The organism is Providencia rettgeri, assembly GCF_013702265.1.
Classification (GTDB): Bacteria; Pseudomonadota; Gammaproteobacteria; order Enterobacterales; family Enterobacteriaceae; genus Providencia; species Providencia zhijiangensis.
Genome location: NZ_CP059348.1, coordinates 3290430 through 3311340, shown reverse-complemented (window position 1 = coordinate 3311340; position 20911 = coordinate 3290430). Strand labels below are relative to the sequence as shown.

The following is a 20911-nucleotide window of genomic DNA, read 5'->3' as shown; positions in this document are numbered from 1 at the left end:
TACTGAATCTATGCCGCTTTCTTCCGAGTTTTTGCAGAACCAACACCAACGTATTATTCAGCAGTTTACGGAGCAATCTTCTGAGTTGCTTCCGTTAAATGAATCTGAACTGAATTTTCTCGCATTCAGTGATTTTGCGTTGAAGCAGGTTCTCACCCATTCCCAATTTTTACAGCATATTCGAACACTGCCGCCGGTAGGTGATGAATGGGCTCGCTATGGGGAATGGCTGGAAGAAGCGTTAGCATCGGTGACGGATGAAGATCATTTGATGCAGGTTTTACGCACTTTTCGTCATCATATGTTAGTGCGTATCGCTTGGATGCAAACCTTAGAATTATGTTCCCAGCGCGATACCATTGTGCAACTTAGCGAACTGGCTGAGGTATTGATTGTTGCAGCGCGAGACTGGCTATACAAAACCTATTGCCTCTTGTGGGGAACGCCGTGTGATCGTACTGGAAACCCGCAGCCACTATTAGTGCTTGGGATGGGGAAATTGGGTGGCAGGGAATTAAATTTTTCGTCTGATATCGACCTGATTTTTGCTTATCCTGAAAATGGAGTTACTCAAGGCGGGCGTAAAGAGCTGGATAACGCGCAGTTTTTTACGCGCCTAGGGCAGAAGCTGATCCGCGTTCTTGACCAAGTCACCATTCACGGTTTTGTGTATCGCGTTGATATGCGCTTACGCCCATTTGGTGATAGCGGCCCATTGGTCTTCAGTTTTTCTGCTTTGGAAGATTACTACCAAGAACAAGGGCGTGACTGGGAGCGCTATGCGATGGTCAAAGCCCGTATTATGGGGCCTGACAGCGTCCATTATGCGGATACCTTGCGTAAATTATTACGCCCGTTTGTCTATCGTCGTTATATTGATTTCAGTGTTATCCAATCCCTACGTAATATGAAAAATATGATTGAGCGAGAAGTGCGTCGTCGTGGATTGGTCAACAACATCAAATTAGGCGCTGGCGGTATTCGCGAAATTGAATTTATCTCCCAAGTTTTTCAGTTAATCCGAGGCGGACGAGAACCCGCGTTACAGTCACAATCTTTATTTACCGCATTACAAGGCATTGAAGAACTTGCATTATTACCAGCACAGCAAGTTACTCAACTGCAAGGCAGCTATATCTTCCTACGTCGGTTAGAGAATTTATTGCAAAGTATCGATGACCAACAAACCCAGACATTGCCCGATGATGCTTTAAATCAGGCGCGTTTAGCGTGGGGGATGGGATTTGCGAATTGGGCTGATTTTTATCAGCAACTGAGTGCAAAAATGGCAACGGTACACCAAATTTTCGCAGAGCAAATTGGTAGCGATGGTGAGGAAGACAAAGTGGAAGAGTGCCATGAAGCGTACATTACGCTCTGGCAAAGTGAGCTTTCCAAAGAGGAGCTGGCAAGTTATTTACCGTCAAAAGATGAACTCGTCGCAGAAAAAATGATCCACGGAATTAACCTGTTCCGCCATGATCTTAATAAGCGCACTATTGGCCCCCGTGGTCGTGATGTTCTTGATGAGTTAATGCCAAAGTTGTTGGCAAAAGTGGGTGAGCGCGAAGATGCAGGGCGAGTGATTGAACGCATCACGCCATTATTGTTGAGCATTGTTAGCCGAACAACTTATTTAGAGTTGATGCTCGAATTTGACGAAGTGCTAACTCACGTTATTCGCTTATGTGCGGCTTCGCCAATGATTGCTGAGCAGTTAGCTCGTCACCCGCTTTTGTTGGATGAATTACTCGACCCTCAGTCCTTGTATCAGCCATTACCGCTCACCGCCTACCGCGATGAATTACGCCAATATTTAATGCGTGTGCCAGAAGATGACGAAGAGCAATTGCTAGAAGCGCTCCGCCAATTTAAACAGGCACAATTATTGCGTATTGCCGCCGAAGATATTTCGGGTGTGCTCCCTGTGATGAAAGTGAGTGACCACTTAACGTATTTGGCTGAAGCGATTATTGATGCAGTGGTGCGCCAAGCATGGCAAATGATGGTCAAGCGCTATGGGGAACCAGATCACTTAGCTAAGTTTGATGAAGATAAGTTCGATGAAAAACAGTACGGATTTGCGGTACTGGGCTATGGTAAATTAGGTGGCTGGGAGCTGGGTTATAGCTCAGATTTAGATTTGGTTTTTCTGTTTGACTGCCCAATGAATGCGGTGACAACAGGGGATCGTTCCATTGAAGCTCGTCAATTTTATCTGCGGGTTGCACAGCGTATTATTCATCTTTTTAGCACCCGCACGGCTTCTGGGGTATTGTACGAAGTGGATGCTCGCTTAAGACCTTCCGGTGAATCGGGCATGTTGGTCAGTACAATCCAATCTTTCGATGACTACCAAAAAAATGATGCATGGACGTGGGAGCACCAAGCGCTGATCCGCGCTCGTATGGTATTTGGTGATAGTTCGCTGCAGCAAAAATTCATGCAAATTCGCCATGAAACCTTATGTCTGCCGAGAGAGCCGGATGTGCTGCGTGAGCAGGTGCGGGATATGCGCCTGAAAATGCATCGGCATTTGGGAAGCCATCAGGAGAATGAGTTTGATTTAAAAGCCGATCCTGGCGGGATCACTGACATTGAGTTTATCGCTCAATATTTAGTGCTGCGTTTTGCTATTGATAATCCAGCGCTGACTCGCTGGTCTGATAATGTGCGCATTTTTGAGTTAATGGCGCAGTATGATTTTATGCCAGAAGAAGAGGCATATGGCTTAACGCAGGCGTATGTCACGATGCGTAACGAGCTACACCATTTAGCGTTACAATCTTTACCGAGTCGGGTAGATAGCCAGCAATTTGCGACTCAACGAGCTTTGGTGCTTGCCAGCTGGAAAAAATGGCTTGAGTAATTGATTAGCTAGCAAATTATTTAGGCGATATCGCGCAATATGCTAGTATTAGCGGCAATTAATTTCAGATTTTCTTTTCATAACTGGAGTGCGGGATGAAAGTAACCCTTCCTGATTATAAGCAAGCAGGTGTATTGGTTGTTGGTGATGTCATGTTAGATCGCTACTGGCATGGACCTACAAATCGTATTTCACCTGAAGCGCCGGTTCCGGTTGTTAAAGTGACCATGGTGGAAGAGCGCCCGGGCGGCGCTGCAAACGTGGCAATGAACATTGCGTCACTGGGCGCAAATTCTCGCCTAGTAGGTTTGACAGGGATTGATGATGCGGCAAAAGCGCTGACTGAGAACCTGAATGGCGTAAATGTCCGCTGTGATTTTGTGGCCATTCCAACCCACCCAACCATTACTAAGTTACGTGTTTTATCCCGTAACCAGCAGCTGATCCGCCTCGACTTTGAAGAAGGGTTCGAAAATGTGGATGCGCAGCCAATGCTAGAGCGCATCGAACAAGCTCTGCCACATATTGGCGCGTTGGTGCTGTCGGACTATGCGAAAGGTGCATTAACCGAAGTTGAGAAGATGATTGCGCTGGCGAATAAAGCGGGCGTACCTGTTCTTATCGACCCGAAAGGCAACAATTTCGAACGTTATCGTGGAGCAACCCTGTTAACGCCAAATATGTCTGAATTTGAAGCGATTGTGGGTCGTTGCAAAGATAATAAAGATGTTGAAGAAAAAGGGATGCAGCTCCTGGAATCTTTAGAGTTATCAGCACTGTTGATTACTCGTTCAGAGCAAGGCATGAGTTTGATCCGCCGTAATGAAGCACCTTTACATTTACCGACTGAAGCACAAGAAGTTTTTGATGTGACAGGGGCTGGCGATACGGTCATTGGCGTATTGGCGGCATCAATTGCATCAGGTCGTCCATTGCATGAAGCTTGTGCATTAGCAAATGCCGCAGCGGGTGTTGTGGTTGGCAAATTAGGGACTTCAACAGTTTCCCCTATCGAATTAGAAAATGCGATCCGTGGTCGTGCAGAGAATGGTTTCGGCGTAATGACCGAAAGCCAGCTGAAGCAAGCAGTGGCCGATGCGCGTGCTCGTGATGAGCGCGTAGTGATGACCAATGGCTGTTTCGATATTCTGCATGCAGGACATGTTTCGTATCTGGCAAATGCACGTAAATTGGGTGATCGCCTGATTGTTGCGGTAAACAGTGATGCATCGACCCGCCGCTTGAAAGGGGAAACTCGCCCAGTCAATCCATTAGACCAACGTATGATTGTGTTGGGTGCATTGGGTGCTGTGGATTGGGTTGTGTCATTCGAGGAAGATACACCGCAGCGTTTGATCTCAGAAATTCTGCCTGACATCTTAGTAAAAGGTGGGGATTATCAACCAGATGAGATTGCTGGTAGCAAGGAAGTGTGGGCTGCTGGTGGGCAAGTGATGGTTCTGAATTTCGAAGATGGTATTTCAACCACTAATATCATCAAAAATATTATGAAAACCAAATAATTAAAAGTTAATTGGTTTTAATAAAAGCCTAGCTTTTTGTCTGCATTTAAATGCGTACAGAAGTTAGGCTTTTTTGTTTGTGACTGAATCAATCTTCTTGTTTTTCTTCAATCACTTTTTCATCTGAAAAACGGGCTTCAAGTGCGCTAACGCGCTGCTCCATTTTCATCAGTTTTTCGCGAGTGCGCAGCAAAACTTGTGTTTGAATATCAAACTCTTCACGGCTAACTAAATCTAATTTACCAAGCTGAGATTGCAGCAGTGAACGAAGCTTTTTATCAAAGTCTTCACCTAAGTCACGTACGCCTTTTGGTAATGCACCTTGAATTTGGCGGGCAACTTGTTCAATTTTTTTCGGATCGAGCATTCGCGGGTCCTTCAGTTTCAATATAACTTCAGTTTCAAAATAACTTCAGTTTCAAAATAACTTCAGTTTCAAAATAAATAATGTGGGGTAGTGTAATACCTGCGGCGTTACGAATAAACCACCTTCTAACATTATTATAAAAACCCAGCCTTTCATCTTGTTTTTATTGGCGAAAAGTGTGAGTAAGTTTCCACTTTGTCGTTTGTTCGTTGCACCATTGAATTATTGGAGTTATATTGATTGCGTAATCTCAGGGCGGGGTGAAAGTCCCCACCGGCGGTAACATGCATCGCGCATGAAGCCCGCGAGCGCTTTGTTATCTTTGGCGTTATTGTCATGGATAGGAAAGGTCAGCAGATCCAGTGTGAATCTGGAGCCGACGGTTATAGTCCGGATGGGAGAGAATCACTGTATCTGCATGCTTGTACCTTTTAGGTGCAACATTGTTCTACATATTGAATGGCGAAACGGCTGTTAAGTCGTTGTGTTTATTCATTTCTCGTACTCCTAAGACTGCCCTGGTTCTGGTAACTCAAATATTGTTAATTTAAGAAGGTTTTTACCATGAATCAGACGCTACTTTCCGAATTCGGTAATCCAACCGAGCGTGTTGAAAATGCAATTGAAGCCCTGCGCCAAGGCAAAGGTATCTTAGTTCTCGATGATGAAGATCGTGAGAATGAAGGTGACTTAGTGTTTGCAGCAGAAACCATGACCACAGAGCAAATGGCAATGACCATTCGCTATAGCAGCGGCATTGTGTGCCTGTGTATTACGGAAGAACGCCGTAAGCAGCTTGATATTCCGATGATGGTGGAAAAAAACACCAGCCAAAACCAAACCGGTTTTACGGTCACTATCGAAGCGGCAAAAGGCGTAACGACAGGCGTTTCTGCGGCTGATCGTATCACGACGATTAAAACCGCAATTGCGGATAATGCGGTACCTGCGGATATTAACCGCCCAGGCCACGTATTCCCTCTGCGCGCTCGTGAAGGTGGGGTATTAACTCGCCGTGGTCATACCGAAGCGACAATTGACTTAGCTGTACTGGCAGGTTTTAAACCCGCTGGAGTACTGTGTGAGTTAACCAACGATGATGGCAGCATGGCGCGTGCGCCAGATGTAGTGAAGTTTGCTCGTGAGCACAACATGACCGTTGTGACTATCGAAGACTTAGTGAACTACCGCCTTCAGGTGGAAAAAAAAGCCAGCTAATTTGCTAGGTTTTTAAAACGTTTTGCATACAGAGTCATCGGCCACAAAGTTGCACACCTTTGTGGCCTCTTCAAATTTTTTGATGATCATTCTCATAATTCCCCCACTGTGTTTTTTCTAAAAAAGGGTATGCTGATATTCATTATCCTTCTAGTGGAATTGAGGTCATCATGTCGACAAATAACCAACACTTAACCCATCGAATGCCTGCGGTATTTATCGGTCATGGTAGCCCGATGAACGCGATTAATCATAATTCGTACACTGAAGCATGGGAAAAACTGGGCAAAACCTTGCCTAGACCGCGTGCGATTTTGGTGATCTCAGCACACTGGTATACCCGTGGAACGGCGATCACGGCGATGATTAAACCGAAAACTATCCATGATTTTGGTGGTTTCCCTGAAGCTTTATACCAAATAGAGTATCCAGCACCGGGTTCTCCAGAACTGGCTAAACAGGTGGCTGAATTACTGTCTCCAGAACCAATTCATCAAGATAAAGAGGAGTGGGGGCTTGATCACGGCACATGGGAAATTTTAGTCCGTATGTATCCTCAAGCGGATATCCCTGTTGTTCAGCTCAGCATTGATGGTACGAAACCCGCAGCTTGGCATTATGAGCTGGGGAAAAAGCTGGCGACATTACGAAATGAAGGGGTATTGATTATGGGCAGCGGTAACGTGGTTCATAATTTAAGAGCGATGGATTGGCAAAATGCTAATGCAGCGCCTTATCCTTGGGCGACCTCTTTTGAGCAGTTTGTGTATGACAATTTACACAGTCACGAGCAGCCGCATCCACTCACAAAAGGGTTAGATCGTGAAGATGGTAAATTATCGAATCCATCTCCAGAACACTTTTTACCTATCTTACCTATTTTAGGGACTTGGGATGGTGAAGAAGGGATAAGTACGCCTGTGGAAGGCATTGTTTCTGCATCGCTGAGCATGTTGTCAGTGCAAATCGGTTAATACTTTCGAATCAGTTTATGCTTTCAGATTGGTTAATACTGAGAATAAAAAATAAGAAAGCGGCACGAAATAGCTCGTTGCCGCTTTCTTTTTATCAGACACCCTGTTTTATCAAACTAACAAAATATTAGTCGATAATAATATGTGGGTAAAAACGTGATAAATCCTGAGTAATCAGTTCTTTATCTTCACGAATACAGATGCCCGCAGGTTGGTCGTTAACTAACCAGCTTCCCACTAATGTGTAGCTGCCTTCAAATTTTGGCAGTGAGTGGAATTGCTGGATAATCATCCCTTCTTCACCATAAGGACCATCCGCAGAAGCGATTTCTTTGCCATTTTCGATGACGCGAATATTCGCACCTTCACGAGAAAATAGCGGTTTAATCACATAGCTTTCAAGCTCTGGTTTGTTACCATCCGCAAAGTAAGCTGGTAACAAGTTTGGATGATCAGGGAACATTTCCCATAACATTGGCAGCAACGCTTTGTTGGAAATAATACTTTTCCAAGCTGGCTCTAACCAACGTACACCCGCATCTTGCAGTTTGGTTGAGAAGATTTCTCTGAGCATAAATTCCCATGGATACAGTTTGAACAGGTTACTAATGACCTGATCTTGTGTATCGGTGAATTCACCTTTTTCACCCAGCCCGATTTCATCCATATATAGGAATTCGGTCGCTACGCCAGCTTCGTTTGCACAGTCTTGCAGATATTGCACCGTGCCACGATCTTCTTCGGTATCTTGGCAGCAAGCCATATGTAGCAAGCGGAAACCGTATTGATCTTTAAGCTCACCAAAACGCTCAATCAGCTGCTCTTGAATACTGTTAAATTGGTCAGCATTTTCTGGCAGTTTTCCAGCTTCGATTTGGTCTTCTAACCAAATCCATTGGAAGAACGCTGATTCATACAGTGACGTTGGTGTATCTGCGTTATTTTCCAGTAACTTAGGTGGATTTACGCCATCGTAAGCTAAGTCGAGACGGGAATATAATGAAGGCTGCTCACTTTTCCACGAACTACGGACAAATTCCCAACAGTGTTTAGGAATTTGGAAGCGAGCGAGTAATTCATCGCTTTCAACAACGCGCTCAACCACTTTTAAACACATTTGGTGAATTTCAGCGGTGGCTTCTTCAATTTCTTCAACTTGCGCTAGCGTGAATTGGTAATAGGCATCTTCAGACCAGTACGGCTCGCCGTACATGGTGTGAAAGTGAAAACCAAACTCATCCGCTTTTTCACGCCAGTTAGGACGCTCTACAATAGGAACACGTTTCATTACTTATCAACCACCCATTGAACGGGAAGAGGATGAGCTGGATTTCGCGGACGAAGATGAACGTTGCGCTGTCGCTTGTTTGTTGACTGTGTCACCGAAGCCGCCACGCGTAATGGTGGAGGTGGTGGCAGGTTTTGGTGCCATAGCGGTTTTTGGTACGCTCATTGAACGACCGCCAGCAACGGCAGGACCATAACTTTTACCCGTCGCATCAACAAATTTACCATTTGCTGGGCTGGCTGGGTTTTTAGAGCTAAACAGTGGTTGAGATGGTGCGCTACCGCCCATCATACGGCCCATCATGTAGCCCATCATTAATGGCATCCACATGCTGCCACTGCTTTGTGGTTGAGCAGCTGGCTCACCGGTTGCTGGTGTGCTTGTACCTGCGATGCCTGCTTGAGCTGGCGCCTGAGTACACATCGCTTCACCAAATTCGGCCACGCAATCTTCTTGAGTTGCGTATTTTGGCGCTGTTTTAGCGGCTTCATTCAATGCGTTGTTATACGCAAGGGTACATTGGTCTGCTTGAGATGGATTTGCTTGGCTACAGTCTTGCGCGTTAGTGTACAGAGACACAGTTTCATCGCTCTCTTCACACGCAGACAGCATAAATACAGCACTGACCGCCACAGCGACAGGGGCTAAACGGTATGAGCGCCAAGACTTACGGAAGGCGTTCTGATTAATATTTTTGGTACGCTTCATGGTCATGGTAATTACCTTGAATGAATAATAAGTAAGGGGTTCGAGATGTTGCCCTTAGAATAGGGGATATAGGATAAAAATTAAAGTACAAATGCTGCACAAATAATGGGAAATGATGGATTTAGCGAAATTGATTCCATTTTTGCATATTGTTGGTGAAATCTAATGCTGAGTAATTCCTATTTTTCTTTGATATCAATAAATTAATTATGATTATTTTTTGACTATGGTTGCAATTAAGTTTAGTCAGAATTGACTGAATTTTAAGAGTTAGATGGATAAATAATACAGTAAGTTATTCATTATATAGAGGACAGATAAATTCGCGTTATTTCAAAATAAGCGCTTGGATGATAGGGCTAAAAAAATAGCCCGCCATTTGGGCGAGCTATTTTCATCGACTTAATTAAATGATTATTTAATTTTTGGTGCGGTCGAGTTGCGAATAATGCTGTCAGGTGAAGTTTGGATCTCTTTACCTAAGCTGGCATTTAAACGCGCAATATCATCTTCGTTTAACGTACCACGTGCAAATTCGATGTTCAGCTGGTTGATCATATAATCGTAACGGGCATTAGACAGGTTTTGCTTCGCTTGATACAGCGCAGTTGTTGCTGTTAACACGTCAACGATAGTACGAGTTCCTACTTGGTAGCCAGCTTCCATTGCATCTAATGAGCTTTGCGCTGAAACAACAACTTGTTTATAAGCGTTGATGCTACTGATTGATGATGTCACGTTGTTATAAGAAGAACGAACTAATTGGATAACGTTACGGTAAACGCTTTCCAGTTGTTCGCTAGCACTTTGGAAACCATATTGTGCTTGTTCAACTTGTGAACTTACTGCTCCGCCAGAATATAATGGCAGGCTTAATGTTAAGCCGATACTGTTTTGGCCATTGTAGCTGTTATTTGCGCCACCAGAACGATCATAACCACTACCATGCTGGTAGGTGTTTGCAACACTAGTTGATGCATCTAAGCCAACGGTTGGCATATGGCCAGTTTCTGCTAAACGGATGTTTTCACGAGAAACGTCTTGTGCTAAGCGAGCACTCAGTAAGCTCAGGTTACGTTGCTCAGCTTCTTTTAAGATAGACTCAACATCGTCTGGATTAGCAGTTTTGAAGCGGTCGATATTTAAAGAGGCTAACTGGCTATAGTAAACACCGCTGACTTGGCGAAGTTTTTCAACTGCGTTAACTAAATCATTGCGACCAGCGACTTCTTGTGCAATCACGCTATCGTAATTTGCACGGGCGTTTTGCACGTCAGTGATTGCGACTAAGCCGACGTTAAAACGTTGCGTTGTTTGGTCTAACTGGCGGTAAACCGCTTCTTTGTTGGCTTGGATGTAAGATAATGCATCAATGGCTTTCAGTACGTTAAAATAAGCCGTTGCAGTATCTAAAATAAGCTGTTGCTGGCTTGTCTGATAGGTAACATCAGAAATTCCTGCGGTTTTTTCTTGAAGATCCAACTGACGCCATTTTGACATGTCAAACACAGTCTGGGTCAATTTTAATGACGCATTAAGACCCGTGCTTTCGGTATTGCTTGCATCACGGTAACCGCTGCCATAAGTTGCTCCAGCGCCTAAACCTAATTGCGGTAACAGCGGGCTACGTGCTTCGTTGATTTTCTCAAAAGCTTGATTACGTTCAGCAAATGACTTTCTGAGTTCCGGGTTACTGTCTTTGGACTTTTGGTAAACCTGAAGTAAATCTTCTGCGTAACTATTAGCACTGAGACCCACAAAACTCATCGCAATAAAAAGGGGAAGCAGTTTCTTCATTTGGATTCCTTGATTAAACAGCAAATTATATGGAGCCTGTTGTCTAAAACTTATCATATTACGGACGATGATAGGCTGTTGGAACTCTGAAAAGAGAGACCGTTCTCAAAACAGACCCTATTGTTGCTCATAAATTTGAATAATGGCGCACATTGTAACAGAGGTGTGGCACGGAAAACGGTAGCCTTTTGTGCCATTTAGTCTCAATTAGTTTAAACATTACCTCATCTAAGGTTAAAAAACCTTAAAAACTGATTTCATCCTTCCATCTTTGTTAGTATAAAAATGAAGGGATTAGGAGACTATCAATGAATAATAAAATCGAAAACCCGATTAAATACAGTAAAAATGATATTGAAATTATATCTAAGCGTAAATTATTTAACGGTTTTTTTCAAATGATTGAATACCGATTTAAACATCGATTATTTGAAGGTGGCTGGAGTAAAGAAATTGTTCGCGAAGTGTTTGAAAGAGGGCATGCGGGGGCAATACTGCCTTATGATCCACAAACCGATAATGTTGTGTTAATCGAGCAAATTCGATTCCCTGCTTTCGAATCAAGCGAAACGCCATGGTTGCTAGAGATAGTGGCGGGAATGATAGAAGAGAATGAATCCCCCGAAGAGGTGGTTCGCCGCGAATCAACGGAAGAAGCGGGTCTCACCATTGGACGTATAGAAAAATCGATTAGCTATTTATCAAGCCCTGGAGGCACTAGCGAGCGGATTCATGTTTTTGTTGGAGAGGTCGATAGTTCGTTGGCAAAAGGCATTCATGGCTTGGCCTCGGAAAATGAAGATATTCGAGTGCATGTAGTGAGCCGAGAGCAAGCTTATCAATGGGTTGAAGAGGGTAAAATTGATAATGCGGCCACCGTGATTGCCATTCAATGGCTACAATTGAATCATCAAAAGCTGCATGAAAAATGGGTGAAACTGATTTAAATAACCATTAATCTAGTGAAGTGTGTGCTGATTAGCAGATATTTAATGGATAGTTAGGTTAAAATCAGTGACCTACGCACTTCATGGTTTAGGTGATAATACTTAGCGCTATTTTTAAGGAAAAAGGAAGACTTTGGACAGCCAGCTTAAAGTGACTGCTAATAACCCTAAAGTTATTAGAATATTACAAGTTACTGATACGCATCTTTTTGCTGATACGGAAAACACCCTTTTAGGGATCAATACTTACCGAAGCTATCAGGCGGTACTTGATGCGATTGCAGAACAAAACTTACCTGTCGATTTAATCGTCGCCACAGGGGATCTCGTTCAAGACCAATCACCTAAGGCCTATCAACATTTTGCGGCTGGGATTGAGCGTATTCCTGCACCTTGCGTTTGGCTACCGGGAAATCATGATTATCCCCCCGCGATGGTAGGCACCTTAAAAATTGCCGGTATTTCGAGTGCGAAGCAGGTCTTTATTGGTGATGACTGGCAAATTTTAATGCTAGATAGCCAATTACAAGATGTTGCTCACGGTGAGCTTTCTGAGCAGCAACTGGAATGGATGAAACAGTGTTTAGACGAGCAGCCGACACGCACGACACTGATTATGCTGCATCATCATCCATTACCTTCTGGCTGCACTTGGTTAGATCAGCACAGTTTACGAAATTCACATATTTTGGCGGACTATCTTAAAAACTACCCTAATGTGAAAGCGATGCTGTGTGGGCATATTCACCAAGAGATGGATGAGAATTGGCACGGTATCCGTTTATTAGCAACACCATCGACCTGTGTACAGTTCAAGCCTCACTGCACCAATTTTGCTTTAGATACGGTTGCTCCGGGCTGGCGTTATCTGGAGCTAACGGTGAATGAGCAAGGGGAAAAAGTGATTGAAACCCAAGTTTATCGTTTAAATACTCAGGAATTTAGCCCTGACTTTGACTCAGATGGTTACTAATGGCAACATTATTGTATATCCACGGGTTTAATAGCTCACCACTGTCTGAGAAAGCGAATAATCTGAAACAGTGGTTGGCAGAGCATTATCCTCAGATCAACATGATTGTTCCGCAATTGCCTAATTTTCCTCAGCAAGCAGCTAAGCTACTCGATGATATCCTTGCGGAACATCAGCATGAAACAATCGGTTTAGTGGGTTCCTCACTGGGTGGTTATTTCTCCATTTATTTTTCTGAGCGTTATCAAATTCCCGCAGTATTAGTGAATCCGGCGGTGAGCCCGTTTGATTTACTCAGTGACTATCTTGGAGAAAACACCAATCCATATACCCATGAAACGTATGTGTTAGAACCCAAACATATGCATGAGTTGAAGGCTCTGCATCTCGAAAAGATACGTTCGCCAAACTTACTTTGGTTATTGCAGCAAATGGGGGACGAGGTACTTGATTATCGTCAAGCCGTTGCCTATCTTTCAGAGTGTAAGCAAACGGTGGAACCGGATGGGGATCATGCATTTGCTGGGTTTGAACGTTATTTCCCGCAGATCATTCGCTTTTTGTCTCTGGTTGATAACGCAGAGAAATAGTGCGAAAACGCCAATACACTGTTATTATCAACAGTAATCTACTGATTGAATAACCCCAATCTTCTTGAATTATTTAGGGTATAGTTCAATTAATCATCTATTACCGCAGAATGACAACATGACTCAATCTAGTTATAACGCAGAGGACATTGAAGTTCTCAGTGGTTTGGAGCCTGTTCGCCGTCGTCCTGGCATGTATACCGACACCAGCCGACCGAACCATTTGGCTCAAGAAGTAATTGATAACAGTGTCGATGAAGCCTTAGCTGGACATGCCGGACACATCCAAGTGATTTTATACCCTGATCAATCCCTCGAAGTGATTGATGATGGGCGTGGTATGCCTGTTGATATCCACCCAGAAATGAAAGTCTCCGCGGTTGAGCTGATTTTAGGGCAACTGCATGCAGGGGGAAAATTCTCCAATAAAAACTATCAATTTTCGGGTGGTTTGCACGGTGTAGGTATCTCCGTGGTCAATGCGTTATCAAAGCGTATTGAAGTCACGGTTCGCCGTGATGGTCAGGTTTATCAAATTGCGTTTGAAAATGGCGAAAAAGTCGAAGATTTACAAGTCATTGGTACTTGTGGCAAACGTAACACCGGAACCAGTGTCCATTTCTGGCCTGATGAAAGCTATTTTGATAGCCCGCGTTTCTCTGTTTCGCGTTTAACGCATAACTTAAAAGCTAAAGCCGTTTTATGCCCTGGCGTACAAATTACGTTTAAGGATCTGCTCAATGAAACTGAGCAAAGCTGGTGCTACAGCGATGGGTTAACCGACTACTTAATGGAATCGGTGGATGGCTTTGAAGCACTGCCTGCCAAGCCGTTTACCGGTGAATTCTCTGCGGAAGTTGAAGCCGCTCAATGGGCGCTATTATGGTTGCCTGAAGGTGGTGAGCTACTGACGGAAAGTTATGTTAACTTGATCCCAACAGCGCAAGGCGGTACTCACGTTAATGGGTTACGCCAAGGCTTACTCGATGCGATGCGCGAATTCTGTGAATTCCGTAATATTTTGCCGCGCGGAGTGAAGTTATCTGCGGATGATATTTGGGATCGCTGCGCCTATGTTTTATCGGTGAAAATGCAAGATCCGCAATTTGCAGGGCAGACGAAAGAGCGCCTTTCTTCTCGTCAATGTGCAGCGTTTGTTTCTGGCGTGGTGAAAGATGCCTTTAGCTTATGGCTAAACCAGAACGTCCAAGTCGCTGAGCAATTGGCTGAAATGGCGATTTCTAGCGCCCAGCGTCGTCTGCGTGCGGCGAAAAAAGTGGTGCGTAAGAAACTTACGAGTGGCCCAGCATTGCCGGGTAAATTAGCGGATTGTAGCTCTCAAGATCTCTCCATGACAGAACTGTTCTTAGTGGAAGGGGACTCGGCGGGCGGGTCGGCGAAGCAAGCGCGTGATCGTGAATATCAAGCCATCATGCCGCTGCGCGGTAAGATCCTCAATACGTGGGAAGTTTCTTCAGATGAGGTTTTAGCCTCCCAAGAAGTTCACGATATTTCTGTCGCGATTGGTATGGATCCTGATAGTGAAGATATTTCTCAGCTACGATACGGAAAAGTCTGTATTCTCGCGGATGCGGACTCCGATGGACTGCACATTGCCACATTGTTGTGTGCCTTGTTTGTGCGCCATTTCCCTAAATTGGTGAAAGAGGGGCATGTCTATATGGCAATGCCGCCACTGTATCGTATCGATTTAGGCAAAGAGACTTACTACGCATTAGACGAAAGTGAAAAAAATGCGGTATTGGAAAGATTAAGCCGTAAAAAAGGCAAACCAAACGTCCAGCGCTTTAAAGGACTGGGTGAAATGAACCCGCCACAATTGCGTGAAACGACGTTAGATCCAAATACTCGCCGCCTCGTTCAGTTAACTATCGATGATGATAATTACACAGAAACTATGTCGAAGATGGACATGCTTCTGGCTAAAAAACGCTCGGAAGATCGTCGTAACTGGCTGCAAGAAAAAGGCGATACGGCAGAAATTGAGGTCTGATCATAATCGGATGAATAAGAGTAAGGAACGTATTGAATGAGTGAAATTACTCATGACGGTGTGGAGCGTTTACCGCTTCATGCCTTTACTGAAAACGCCTATCTGAACTACTCGATGTACGTCATCATGGATAGAGCGTTGCCATTTATCGGCGATGGACTTAAACCTGTTCAGCGCCGAATTGTGTATGCTATGTCCGAATTGGGGCTGAGCAACACGGCAAAATATAAGAAATCAGCCAGAACCGTCGGTGACGTATTAGGTAAATATCATCCACACGGTGATATCGCCTGTTATGAAGCGATGGTGTTAATGGCGCAGCCATTCTCCTACCGTTATCCGTTGGTCGATGGTCAAGGTAACTGGGGGGCTCCGGATGATCCGAAATCCTTCGCAGCGATGCGTTATACCGAATCTCGTTTATCAAAATATGCAGAAGTTCTGCTCAGCGAATTAGGTCACGGTACCGTTGATTGGGTACCTAACTTTGACGGCACATTAAATGAGCCGAAAATGTTGCCTGCCCGTCTGCCAAATATTTTATTAAATGGTACTACGGGGATCGCCGTGGGTATGGCGACCGATATTCCACCACACAATGCCCGCGAAGTGGCAAGTGCGCTGGTGGCGCTACTGGAAAAACCAAAGTTAAATCTTGATGAGATCATGCAGTTTATTCCGGGGCCTGATTACCCAACGGAAGCTGAAATTATCTCTTCACCGGAAGATATCCGTAAGGTTTATCAAAACGGTCGTGGCTCAGTGCGTATGCGTGCGGTATGGGAAAAAGAAGATGGTAATGCGGTAATCACCGCGCTGCCTCATCAAGTTTCCGGCGCTAAAATCCTTGAGCAGATTGCGAACCAGATGCGTGCGAAAAAGCTGCCAATGGTCGAAGATCTGCGTGATGAATCGGATCATGAAAACCCAACGCGTTTAGTGATCGTTCCGCGCAGCAACCGCGTGGATCTCGATCAAGTGATGACCCACTTATTTGCAACGACAGATCTTGAAAGAAGCTACCGTGTTAACTTAAACATGATTGGCTTAGATAACCGCCCAGCAGTGAAAGGGCTGGTGGAGATCCTCACCGAGTGGATCACGTATCGTCGTCAGACGGTACGTAATCGCTTAAACCACCGTTTAGAAAAAGTATTAAGACGCCTGCATATTTTGGATGGTTTACTCATCGCTTATTTGAATATCGATGAAGTGATTGAAATCATTCGTAATGAAGATGAGCCAAAAGCCGTCTTAATGTCGCGCTTTAATATTACGGATACCCAAGCCGAAGCGATTTTAGAATTAAAACTGCGTCACTTAGCGAAACTCGAAGAGATGAAAATTCGCGGTGAACAGGATGAATTAGCCAAAGAGCGTGATGAGTTACAAGCAATTTTAGGCTCAGAGGCTCGTCTGAATACTTTGATTAAAAAAGAGATTCAGGCAGATGCTAAAGCTTATGGTGATGATCGTCGTTCGCCGCTGCAAGAGCGCGAAGAAGCTAAAGCACTTAGCGAGCATGAAATTCTGCCATCGGAGCCGATTACTGTCGTCCTGTCTGACATGGGGTGGGTGCGTAGTGCGAAAGGGCATGATATCGAGCCAAGTAATCTGAGCTACAAAGCAGGGGATAGCTTCAAAGGTGCTGCCCGTGGTAAGTCTAATCAAGCGGCGGTATTCCTTGATACCACAGGACGTAGCTATTCTGTCGACCCGCTGGAATTACCTTCTGCACGTAGTCAAGGTGAGCCGTTAACCGGGAAATTAACACTTCCACCTGGAGCGACGATTGAGCATGTGCTGATGGCGCCGGAAGAGCAGAAATACTTAATGGCGTCTGATGCGGGTTATGGTTTTATTTGCACCTTTAATGATTTGGTGACGAAGAATAAAACCGGTAAGGCGTTGATGTCGTTGCCTGAAAATGCAAAAGTCATGGCGCCGATTGAGCTAAATAACGAAAAAGAAGATTTGTTATTAGCCATCACGAAAGCCGGTCGCATGTTATTATTCCCTGTGTCTGACCTCCCTCAATTATCCAAAGGGAAGGGGAATAAAATCATTAACATCACAGGGGCGCAAGCCGCAAGTGGTGAAGACTTACTGGTTTGGTTAATGGTGATCCCACCTCGAGCCTCGATCACACTCTATTTTGGTAAGCGTAAACTGAAATTTAAATCAGAAGACTTACAGAAATACCGTGCAGAGCGTGGACGTAAAGGAACATCGTTACCGCGTGGTTTACATAACATTGAACGTATTGATGTTGATTCTGTGGATACAGAGTAAAAATAACAATAATTCAAGGGCTTGGTTAAAGCCCTTTTCATAAGTTAAGGAATATTATGCTAGCGCTAATTAGAGCTATCATTGTGATCATATTTACGATTTGTGTGTGTGTAGGTGGCAGTATCTACTGCCTATTTAGCCCACGAAATCCAAGACATGTGATGACGTTTGGTCGTATGTTTGGGCGTTTGTCCCATGTGTTCGGTATTAAAATGATTGACCGCGTTCCGGAAAAAGCGAAGGATTACGGCCCAAGTATTTATATCGGTAACCACCAAAATAACTATGACATGGTCACTATGTCGAATGGTGTTCAACCAAGAACCGTTACCGTGGGTAAAAAGAGCCTTGTTTTGATCCCATTCTTTGGCTTCTTATACTGGATCACGGGAAATATTTTGATTGACCGTGGTAACCGTTCAAAAGCCCATAACACCATTTCCCAAGTTGCTGAGCAGATTAAATCTCGTAAGATTTCAGTCTGGATGTTTCCTGAAGGCACACGTAGCCGTGGACGTGGCTTACTGCCATTTAAAACGGGTGCATTCCATGCTGCGATTGCTGCTGGCGTACCAATTGTGCCTGTGTGTGTGTCTACCACACAAAACAAAATTAGCTTGAACCGTTGGAATAATGGTCATGTAATTATTGAAATGTTGGATCCGATTGATACCTCGAAATACTCTAAAGACCAGGTTCGTGAGCTATCGGAATATTGCCATGATTTGATGGAAGCGAAGATCAAAGAGTTAGATAAAGAAGTTGAAGAGTTGAATAAACGCTAATCTCAATAATTTTACTAAACTCAATGATTTTACTAAATTAACTGGTATCGACAGAGGGAAGTTCATTCAAAACTTCCCTCTGTGTTATTTTGGCTATGTCATTTTCACTGTGAGACTTTTATTACACTATTCCCGCCGTTATTTAATCTCATCCGTAATTATTACCATTCAAATTTATTATATTTCAATTATTGATACATATATTTTTAGAATTCTATGCCCTTTCGCGATATGATGACTCGCAAATTTGTCGCAAGATAAATTATTGAATTCCAAATAGTGGTATTACCAGCATATACCTAAAAATACTCGTATAAATCACTAACTTATAATGATTTATTAAAATAATTTGCTGGTTTTTATTTAGCGGAGAATCTATGTTATTCAGTCGTTGCCGATCATTGCTGATTAGCGGGTTGGCTGTGTGCTTATTGCAGGTATCAACTTATGCGAGTGCAGAAGGAACGACCGCACTCCCTGTTCCACCCTTGTTAGAATCCCGTTCGGGACAGCCACTCTTTTTAACATTACAAAAAATCCATTGGTCTTTTGATGGTAAATATTCTGCGGAAGTTTTAGGGATTAATGGTTCTTACCCAGGGCCCACTATTCGCGTAAAAAATGGTGATGATCTCAAGCTAATCTATAGCAATAGATTACCTGATGCTGTTTCAATGACGATTAGCGGGTTGCAGATCCCCGGCACGCAAATTGGCGGTGCAGCGAGACAAATTTCGCCAAATGCAGATTGGTCTCCCGTGATCCCTATTCGCCAAAATGCGGCCACGCTTTGGTATCACGCGAATACCCAAGGTAAAATGGGGCAGCAAATCTACAATGGTTTACTGGGAATGTGGATCATTGATGATGATTCCACAAAAGAGTTACGTCTACCGAAACATTACGGCGTAGATGATTTCCCGATTATTATTCAAGATAAACGTTTGGATAATTTTGGCGTTCCTGAGTATCACATGGATGAGAATGGATTCCTCGGGGATACATTAGTGGTTAACGGGGTGCAAGATCCCTATATCGAAGTGTCTCGCGGTTGGGTGCGTTTACGATTATTAAATGCCTCTAACTCCAGACGCTATGTGATGAAAATCAGCGACGGTCGTCCTTTCGTGATGATAGCGTCAGACCAAGGATTGCTCACGGTGCCAGCCAGCGTTCAAGAACTTTCACTTGCGCCGGGAGAACGCCGTGAAGTACTGATTGATATGGCGAAAACGGCTGAGCTGACCATTACGGCTGGGGAATCTGCTTCGTTGATGGATCGCGTTAAAGGGTTGTTTGAACCGTCGAATAATTTAATTTCCACCAACATATTAACCATTAAAGCGACGGGATTAATGTCATTGGTGACGGACGATGTTCCAAAACAATTAGTCTTGGATACGACACAAATTACCTCTTCGATTACTAACCGTGATATCCAGCTAAATGATCCTGTAGGTATCAATGGCATGAAATTGGAGACGGGGCGTGTAGATATTACTTCTCGCCAAGGCAGTTGGGAACGTTGGAATGTGAGTAGCCAACAGCCTCAATCTTTCCACATTGAAGGTGTTCGCTTTAAAGTGATCAACTGTAATGGGCAGCCGGCTCAGCCAGATAACTTTGGATGGAAAGATACCGTTTGGATTGATGGGCGCTGTGAGCTACTTGTGCAGATGCTACAACCGTCTTACAACCATTTCCCATTCCTATTTTATAGCCAAAACCTCGAAAAAGCAGATTTAGGCTCGGCGGGGCAGTTGGTTATTACACCTGAAGATGGTAGCAACTAATTGAAAGTCTGTAAAAAAGCCCGCAATTAGCGGGCTTTTTTACTTTAAAAATTAGCTTAATGCTACGCGTATACCGAATGCGACTAGCACCACGCCTAGGACTTTATCCACATATTTTTGTACTTTCGCTAGCCCTTTTCTAACGGGCGCACTTTGAATTAAGCACACCAAAATTGGCCAGTAAATCACTGCAAGACCCCAAATAATAAAGGCGAACCAGAGCTTTTCTGAGAATGTCGAATCCACATTAAGCACTTGAGTAAAAATCGCTAAGAAGAATAAAGTTGCCTTAGGATTTAAGACGTTACACAAGAAACCTTGCATAAAGGCTTTTTTGAATGTGACATGCTCATGCTGATTGGCAGTTAAGTCTACGCTTTGAGCTTTTTGCGGCATTAGGCTTTTAATCCCAATCCAGATTAAATACGCCGCACCAGCATATTTAAGAATGTTAAATAACCATGGTGTTGTGGTGATCAACACGGCAAGCCCTGCCACGCAGTAAGACATATGAAGTGCAATAGCAACGATAATACCGAGGGCGGTCATCATGGCTGCGGAACGTTGGTAACGCGCTGCATTCTTGATAATTAAAAAGAAATCTGGACCCGGTGAGATCATGCCAAGGGCGGCAATCGTCGCGACCATGATACTGGTCTGATACATAATGTAATCTCTTTATTTTAGGTTGAACTAAACTGAGTAATAAGGGACTAAAAGCGTTGTAAACATCGTTTAGTGCATTGACTTGAGTCGTTCGAGTATAAGGGATT

Annotated in this window: 16 protein-coding genes and 1 riboswitch; of the genes, 11 read left to right on the top strand and 5 right to left on the bottom strand. The window is 44.0% G+C overall.

Annotated elements, in window-relative coordinates; all coding sequences use genetic code 11:
• Window positions 1-10: 10 nt before the first annotated feature.
• Entirely contained in the window at window positions 11-2869 is a 2859-nt protein-coding gene (gene glnE, locus H0913_RS15155) for a bifunctional [glutamate--ammonia ligase]-adenylyl-L-tyrosine phosphorylase/[glutamate--ammonia-ligase] adenylyltransferase (protein ID WP_181477534.1), read from the top strand.
• Between the two features lie 95 nt (window positions 2870-2964).
• The gene (hldE, locus tag H0913_RS15150; protein WP_181477533.1) at window positions 2965-4392 is read left to right on the top strand and encodes a bifunctional D-glycero-beta-D-manno-heptose-7-phosphate kinase/D-glycero-beta-D-manno-heptose 1-phosphate adenylyltransferase HldE; all 1428 of its coding nucleotides are present in this window, start codon (window positions 2965-2967) and stop codon (window positions 4390-4392) included.
• Window positions 4393-4480: 88 nt separating this feature from the next.
• On the opposite strand, the gene ubiK is transcribed toward hldE, so the two are convergent.
• Window positions 4481-4759: a ubiquinone biosynthesis accessory factor UbiK gene (gene ubiK, locus H0913_RS15145; protein WP_006662951.1), complete on the bottom strand. Its 279-nt coding sequence runs from the start codon at window positions 4757-4759 to the stop codon at window positions 4481-4483.
• A gap of 242 nt (window positions 4760-5001) precedes the next feature.
• Window positions 5002-5169, top strand: a riboswitch (FMN riboswitch).
• Window positions 5170-5323: 154 nt separating this feature from the next.
• On the opposite strand from ubiK, the gene ribB reads away from it, so the two are divergent.
• Window positions 5324-5977: a 3,4-dihydroxy-2-butanone-4-phosphate synthase gene (gene ribB / locus H0913_RS15140; protein ID WP_154603389.1), complete on the top strand. Its 654-nt coding sequence runs from the start codon at window positions 5324-5326 to the stop codon at window positions 5975-5977.
• A gap of 170 nt (window positions 5978-6147) precedes the next feature.
• Window positions 6148-6951 (top strand): 4,5-DOPA dioxygenase extradiol, encoded by an 804-nt coding sequence (gene ygiD, locus H0913_RS15135; protein WP_181477532.1) that lies wholly within the window; start codon window positions 6148-6150, stop codon window positions 6949-6951.
• Between the two features lie 127 nt (window positions 6952-7078).
• Here ygiD and H0913_RS15130 read toward each other — a convergent pair whose 3' ends face one another.
• From H0913_RS15130 to tolC, 3 genes are all read right to left on the bottom strand, one after another.
• Window positions 7079-8239 (bottom strand): glutathionylspermidine synthase family protein, encoded by a 1161-nt coding sequence (locus H0913_RS15130; RefSeq protein ID WP_154603388.1) that lies wholly within the window; start codon window positions 8237-8239, stop codon window positions 7079-7081.
• Between the two features lie 6 nt (window positions 8240-8245).
• Window positions 8246-8953: a DUF1190 family protein gene (locus tag H0913_RS15125; RefSeq protein WP_154603387.1), complete on the bottom strand. Its 708-nt coding sequence runs from the start codon at window positions 8951-8953 to the stop codon at window positions 8246-8248.
• A gap of 408 nt (window positions 8954-9361) precedes the next feature.
• Window positions 9362-10744, bottom strand: coding sequence for an outer membrane channel protein TolC (tolC, locus tag H0913_RS15120; protein WP_154603386.1), 1383 nt, complete (start codon window positions 10742-10744; stop codon window positions 9362-9364).
• A 308-nt stretch (window positions 10745-11052) separates the two neighbouring features.
• Here tolC and nudF point away from each other — a divergent pair, with 308 nt between their 5' ends.
• The 7 genes from nudF (at window position 11053) to ftsP (ending at window position 20138) form a co-directional block, all read left to right on the top strand.
• Window positions 11053-11691, top strand: a complete 639-nt coding sequence (gene nudF, locus H0913_RS15115) for an ADP-ribose diphosphatase (protein ID WP_154603385.1) — start codon at window positions 11053-11055, stop codon at window positions 11689-11691.
• A gap of 133 nt (window positions 11692-11824) precedes the next feature.
• Window positions 11825-12664: a 3',5'-cyclic-AMP phosphodiesterase gene (gene cpdA, locus H0913_RS15110; RefSeq protein ID WP_154638763.1), complete on the top strand. Its 840-nt coding sequence runs from the start codon at window positions 11825-11827 to the stop codon at window positions 12662-12664.
• A complete protein-coding gene (yqiA, locus tag H0913_RS15105; protein WP_154603384.1) occupies window positions 12664-13254 on the top strand; it encodes an esterase YqiA in 591 nt (196 codons plus the stop codon). Before cpdA ends, yqiA begins: the two co-directional genes overlap by 1 nt.
• Before the next feature lie 118 nt (window positions 13255-13372).
• Window positions 13373-15268, top strand: coding sequence for a DNA topoisomerase IV subunit B (gene parE / locus H0913_RS15100; protein WP_036956276.1), 1896 nt, complete (start codon window positions 13373-13375; stop codon window positions 15266-15268).
• Window positions 15269-15304: 36 nt separating this feature from the next.
• The gene (gene parC, locus H0913_RS15095) at window positions 15305-17560 is read left to right on the top strand and encodes a DNA topoisomerase IV subunit A (protein WP_181477531.1); all 2256 of its coding nucleotides are present in this window, start codon (window positions 15305-15307) and stop codon (window positions 17558-17560) included.
• A gap of 56 nt (window positions 17561-17616) precedes the next feature.
• The gene (locus tag H0913_RS15090; RefSeq protein WP_154603382.1) at window positions 17617-18345 is read left to right on the top strand and encodes a 1-acylglycerol-3-phosphate O-acyltransferase; all 729 of its coding nucleotides are present in this window, start codon (window positions 17617-17619) and stop codon (window positions 18343-18345) included.
• A gap of 377 nt (window positions 18346-18722) precedes the next feature.
• On the top strand, window positions 18723-20138 hold the full coding sequence (gene ftsP, locus H0913_RS15085) for a cell division protein FtsP (RefSeq protein WP_181477530.1): 1416 nt from the start codon (window positions 18723-18725) through the stop codon (window positions 20136-20138).
• Between the two features lie 51 nt (window positions 20139-20189).
• Here the strand turns inward: ftsP and H0913_RS15080 are convergent, their stop codons facing one another.
• A complete protein-coding gene (locus H0913_RS15080) occupies window positions 20190-20804 on the bottom strand; it encodes a LysE family transporter (protein ID WP_154638760.1) in 615 nt (204 codons plus the stop codon).
• Window positions 20805-20911 lie beyond the last annotated feature (107 nt).

What these genes read in the sequence shown, in the direction of transcription:
- ubiK (WP_006662951.1), bottom strand. Translation starts at nt 4,759, where the DNA reads ATGCTCGATCCGAAAAAAATTGAACAAGTTGCCCGCCAAATTCAAGGT.
- ygiD (WP_181477532.1), top strand. Translation starts at nt 6,148, where the DNA reads ATGTCGACAAATAACCAACACTTAACCCATCGAATGCCTGCGGTATTT.
- ftsP (WP_181477530.1), top strand. Translation starts at nt 18,723, where the DNA reads ATGTTATTCAGTCGTTGCCGATCATTGCTGATTAGCGGGTTGGCTGTG.
- H0913_RS15080 (WP_154638760.1), bottom strand. Translation starts at nt 20,804, where the DNA reads ATGTATCAGACCAGTATCATGGTCGCGACGATTGCCGCCCTTGGCATG.
- H0913_RS15125 (WP_154603387.1), bottom strand. Translation starts at nt 8,953, where the DNA reads ATGACCATGAAGCGTACCAAAAATATTAATCAGAACGCCTTCCGTAAG.
- nudF (WP_154603385.1), top strand. Translation starts at nt 11,053, where the DNA reads ATGAATAATAAAATCGAAAACCCGATTAAATACAGTAAAAATGATATT.
- ribB (WP_154603389.1), top strand. Translation starts at nt 5,324, where the DNA reads ATGAATCAGACGCTACTTTCCGAATTCGGTAATCCAACCGAGCGTGTT.
- tolC (WP_154603386.1), bottom strand. Translation starts at nt 10,744, where the DNA reads ATGAAGAAACTGCTTCCCCTTTTTATTGCGATGAGTTTTGTGGGTCTC.
- H0913_RS15130 (WP_154603388.1), bottom strand. Translation starts at nt 8,239, where the DNA reads ATGAAACGTGTTCCTATTGTAGAGCGTCCTAACTGGCGTGAAAAAGCG.
- parC (WP_181477531.1), top strand. Translation starts at nt 15,305, where the DNA reads ATGAGTGAAATTACTCATGACGGTGTGGAGCGTTTACCGCTTCATGCC.
- H0913_RS15090 (WP_154603382.1), top strand. Translation starts at nt 17,617, where the DNA reads ATGCTAGCGCTAATTAGAGCTATCATTGTGATCATATTTACGATTTGT.
- glnE (WP_181477534.1), top strand. Translation starts at nt 11, where the DNA reads ATGCCGCTTTCTTCCGAGTTTTTGCAGAACCAACACCAACGTATTATT.
- parE (WP_036956276.1), top strand. Translation starts at nt 13,373, where the DNA reads ATGACTCAATCTAGTTATAACGCAGAGGACATTGAAGTTCTCAGTGGT.
- hldE (WP_181477533.1), top strand. Translation starts at nt 2,965, where the DNA reads ATGAAAGTAACCCTTCCTGATTATAAGCAAGCAGGTGTATTGGTTGTT.
- yqiA (WP_154603384.1), top strand. Translation starts at nt 12,664, where the DNA reads ATGGCAACATTATTGTATATCCACGGGTTTAATAGCTCACCACTGTCT.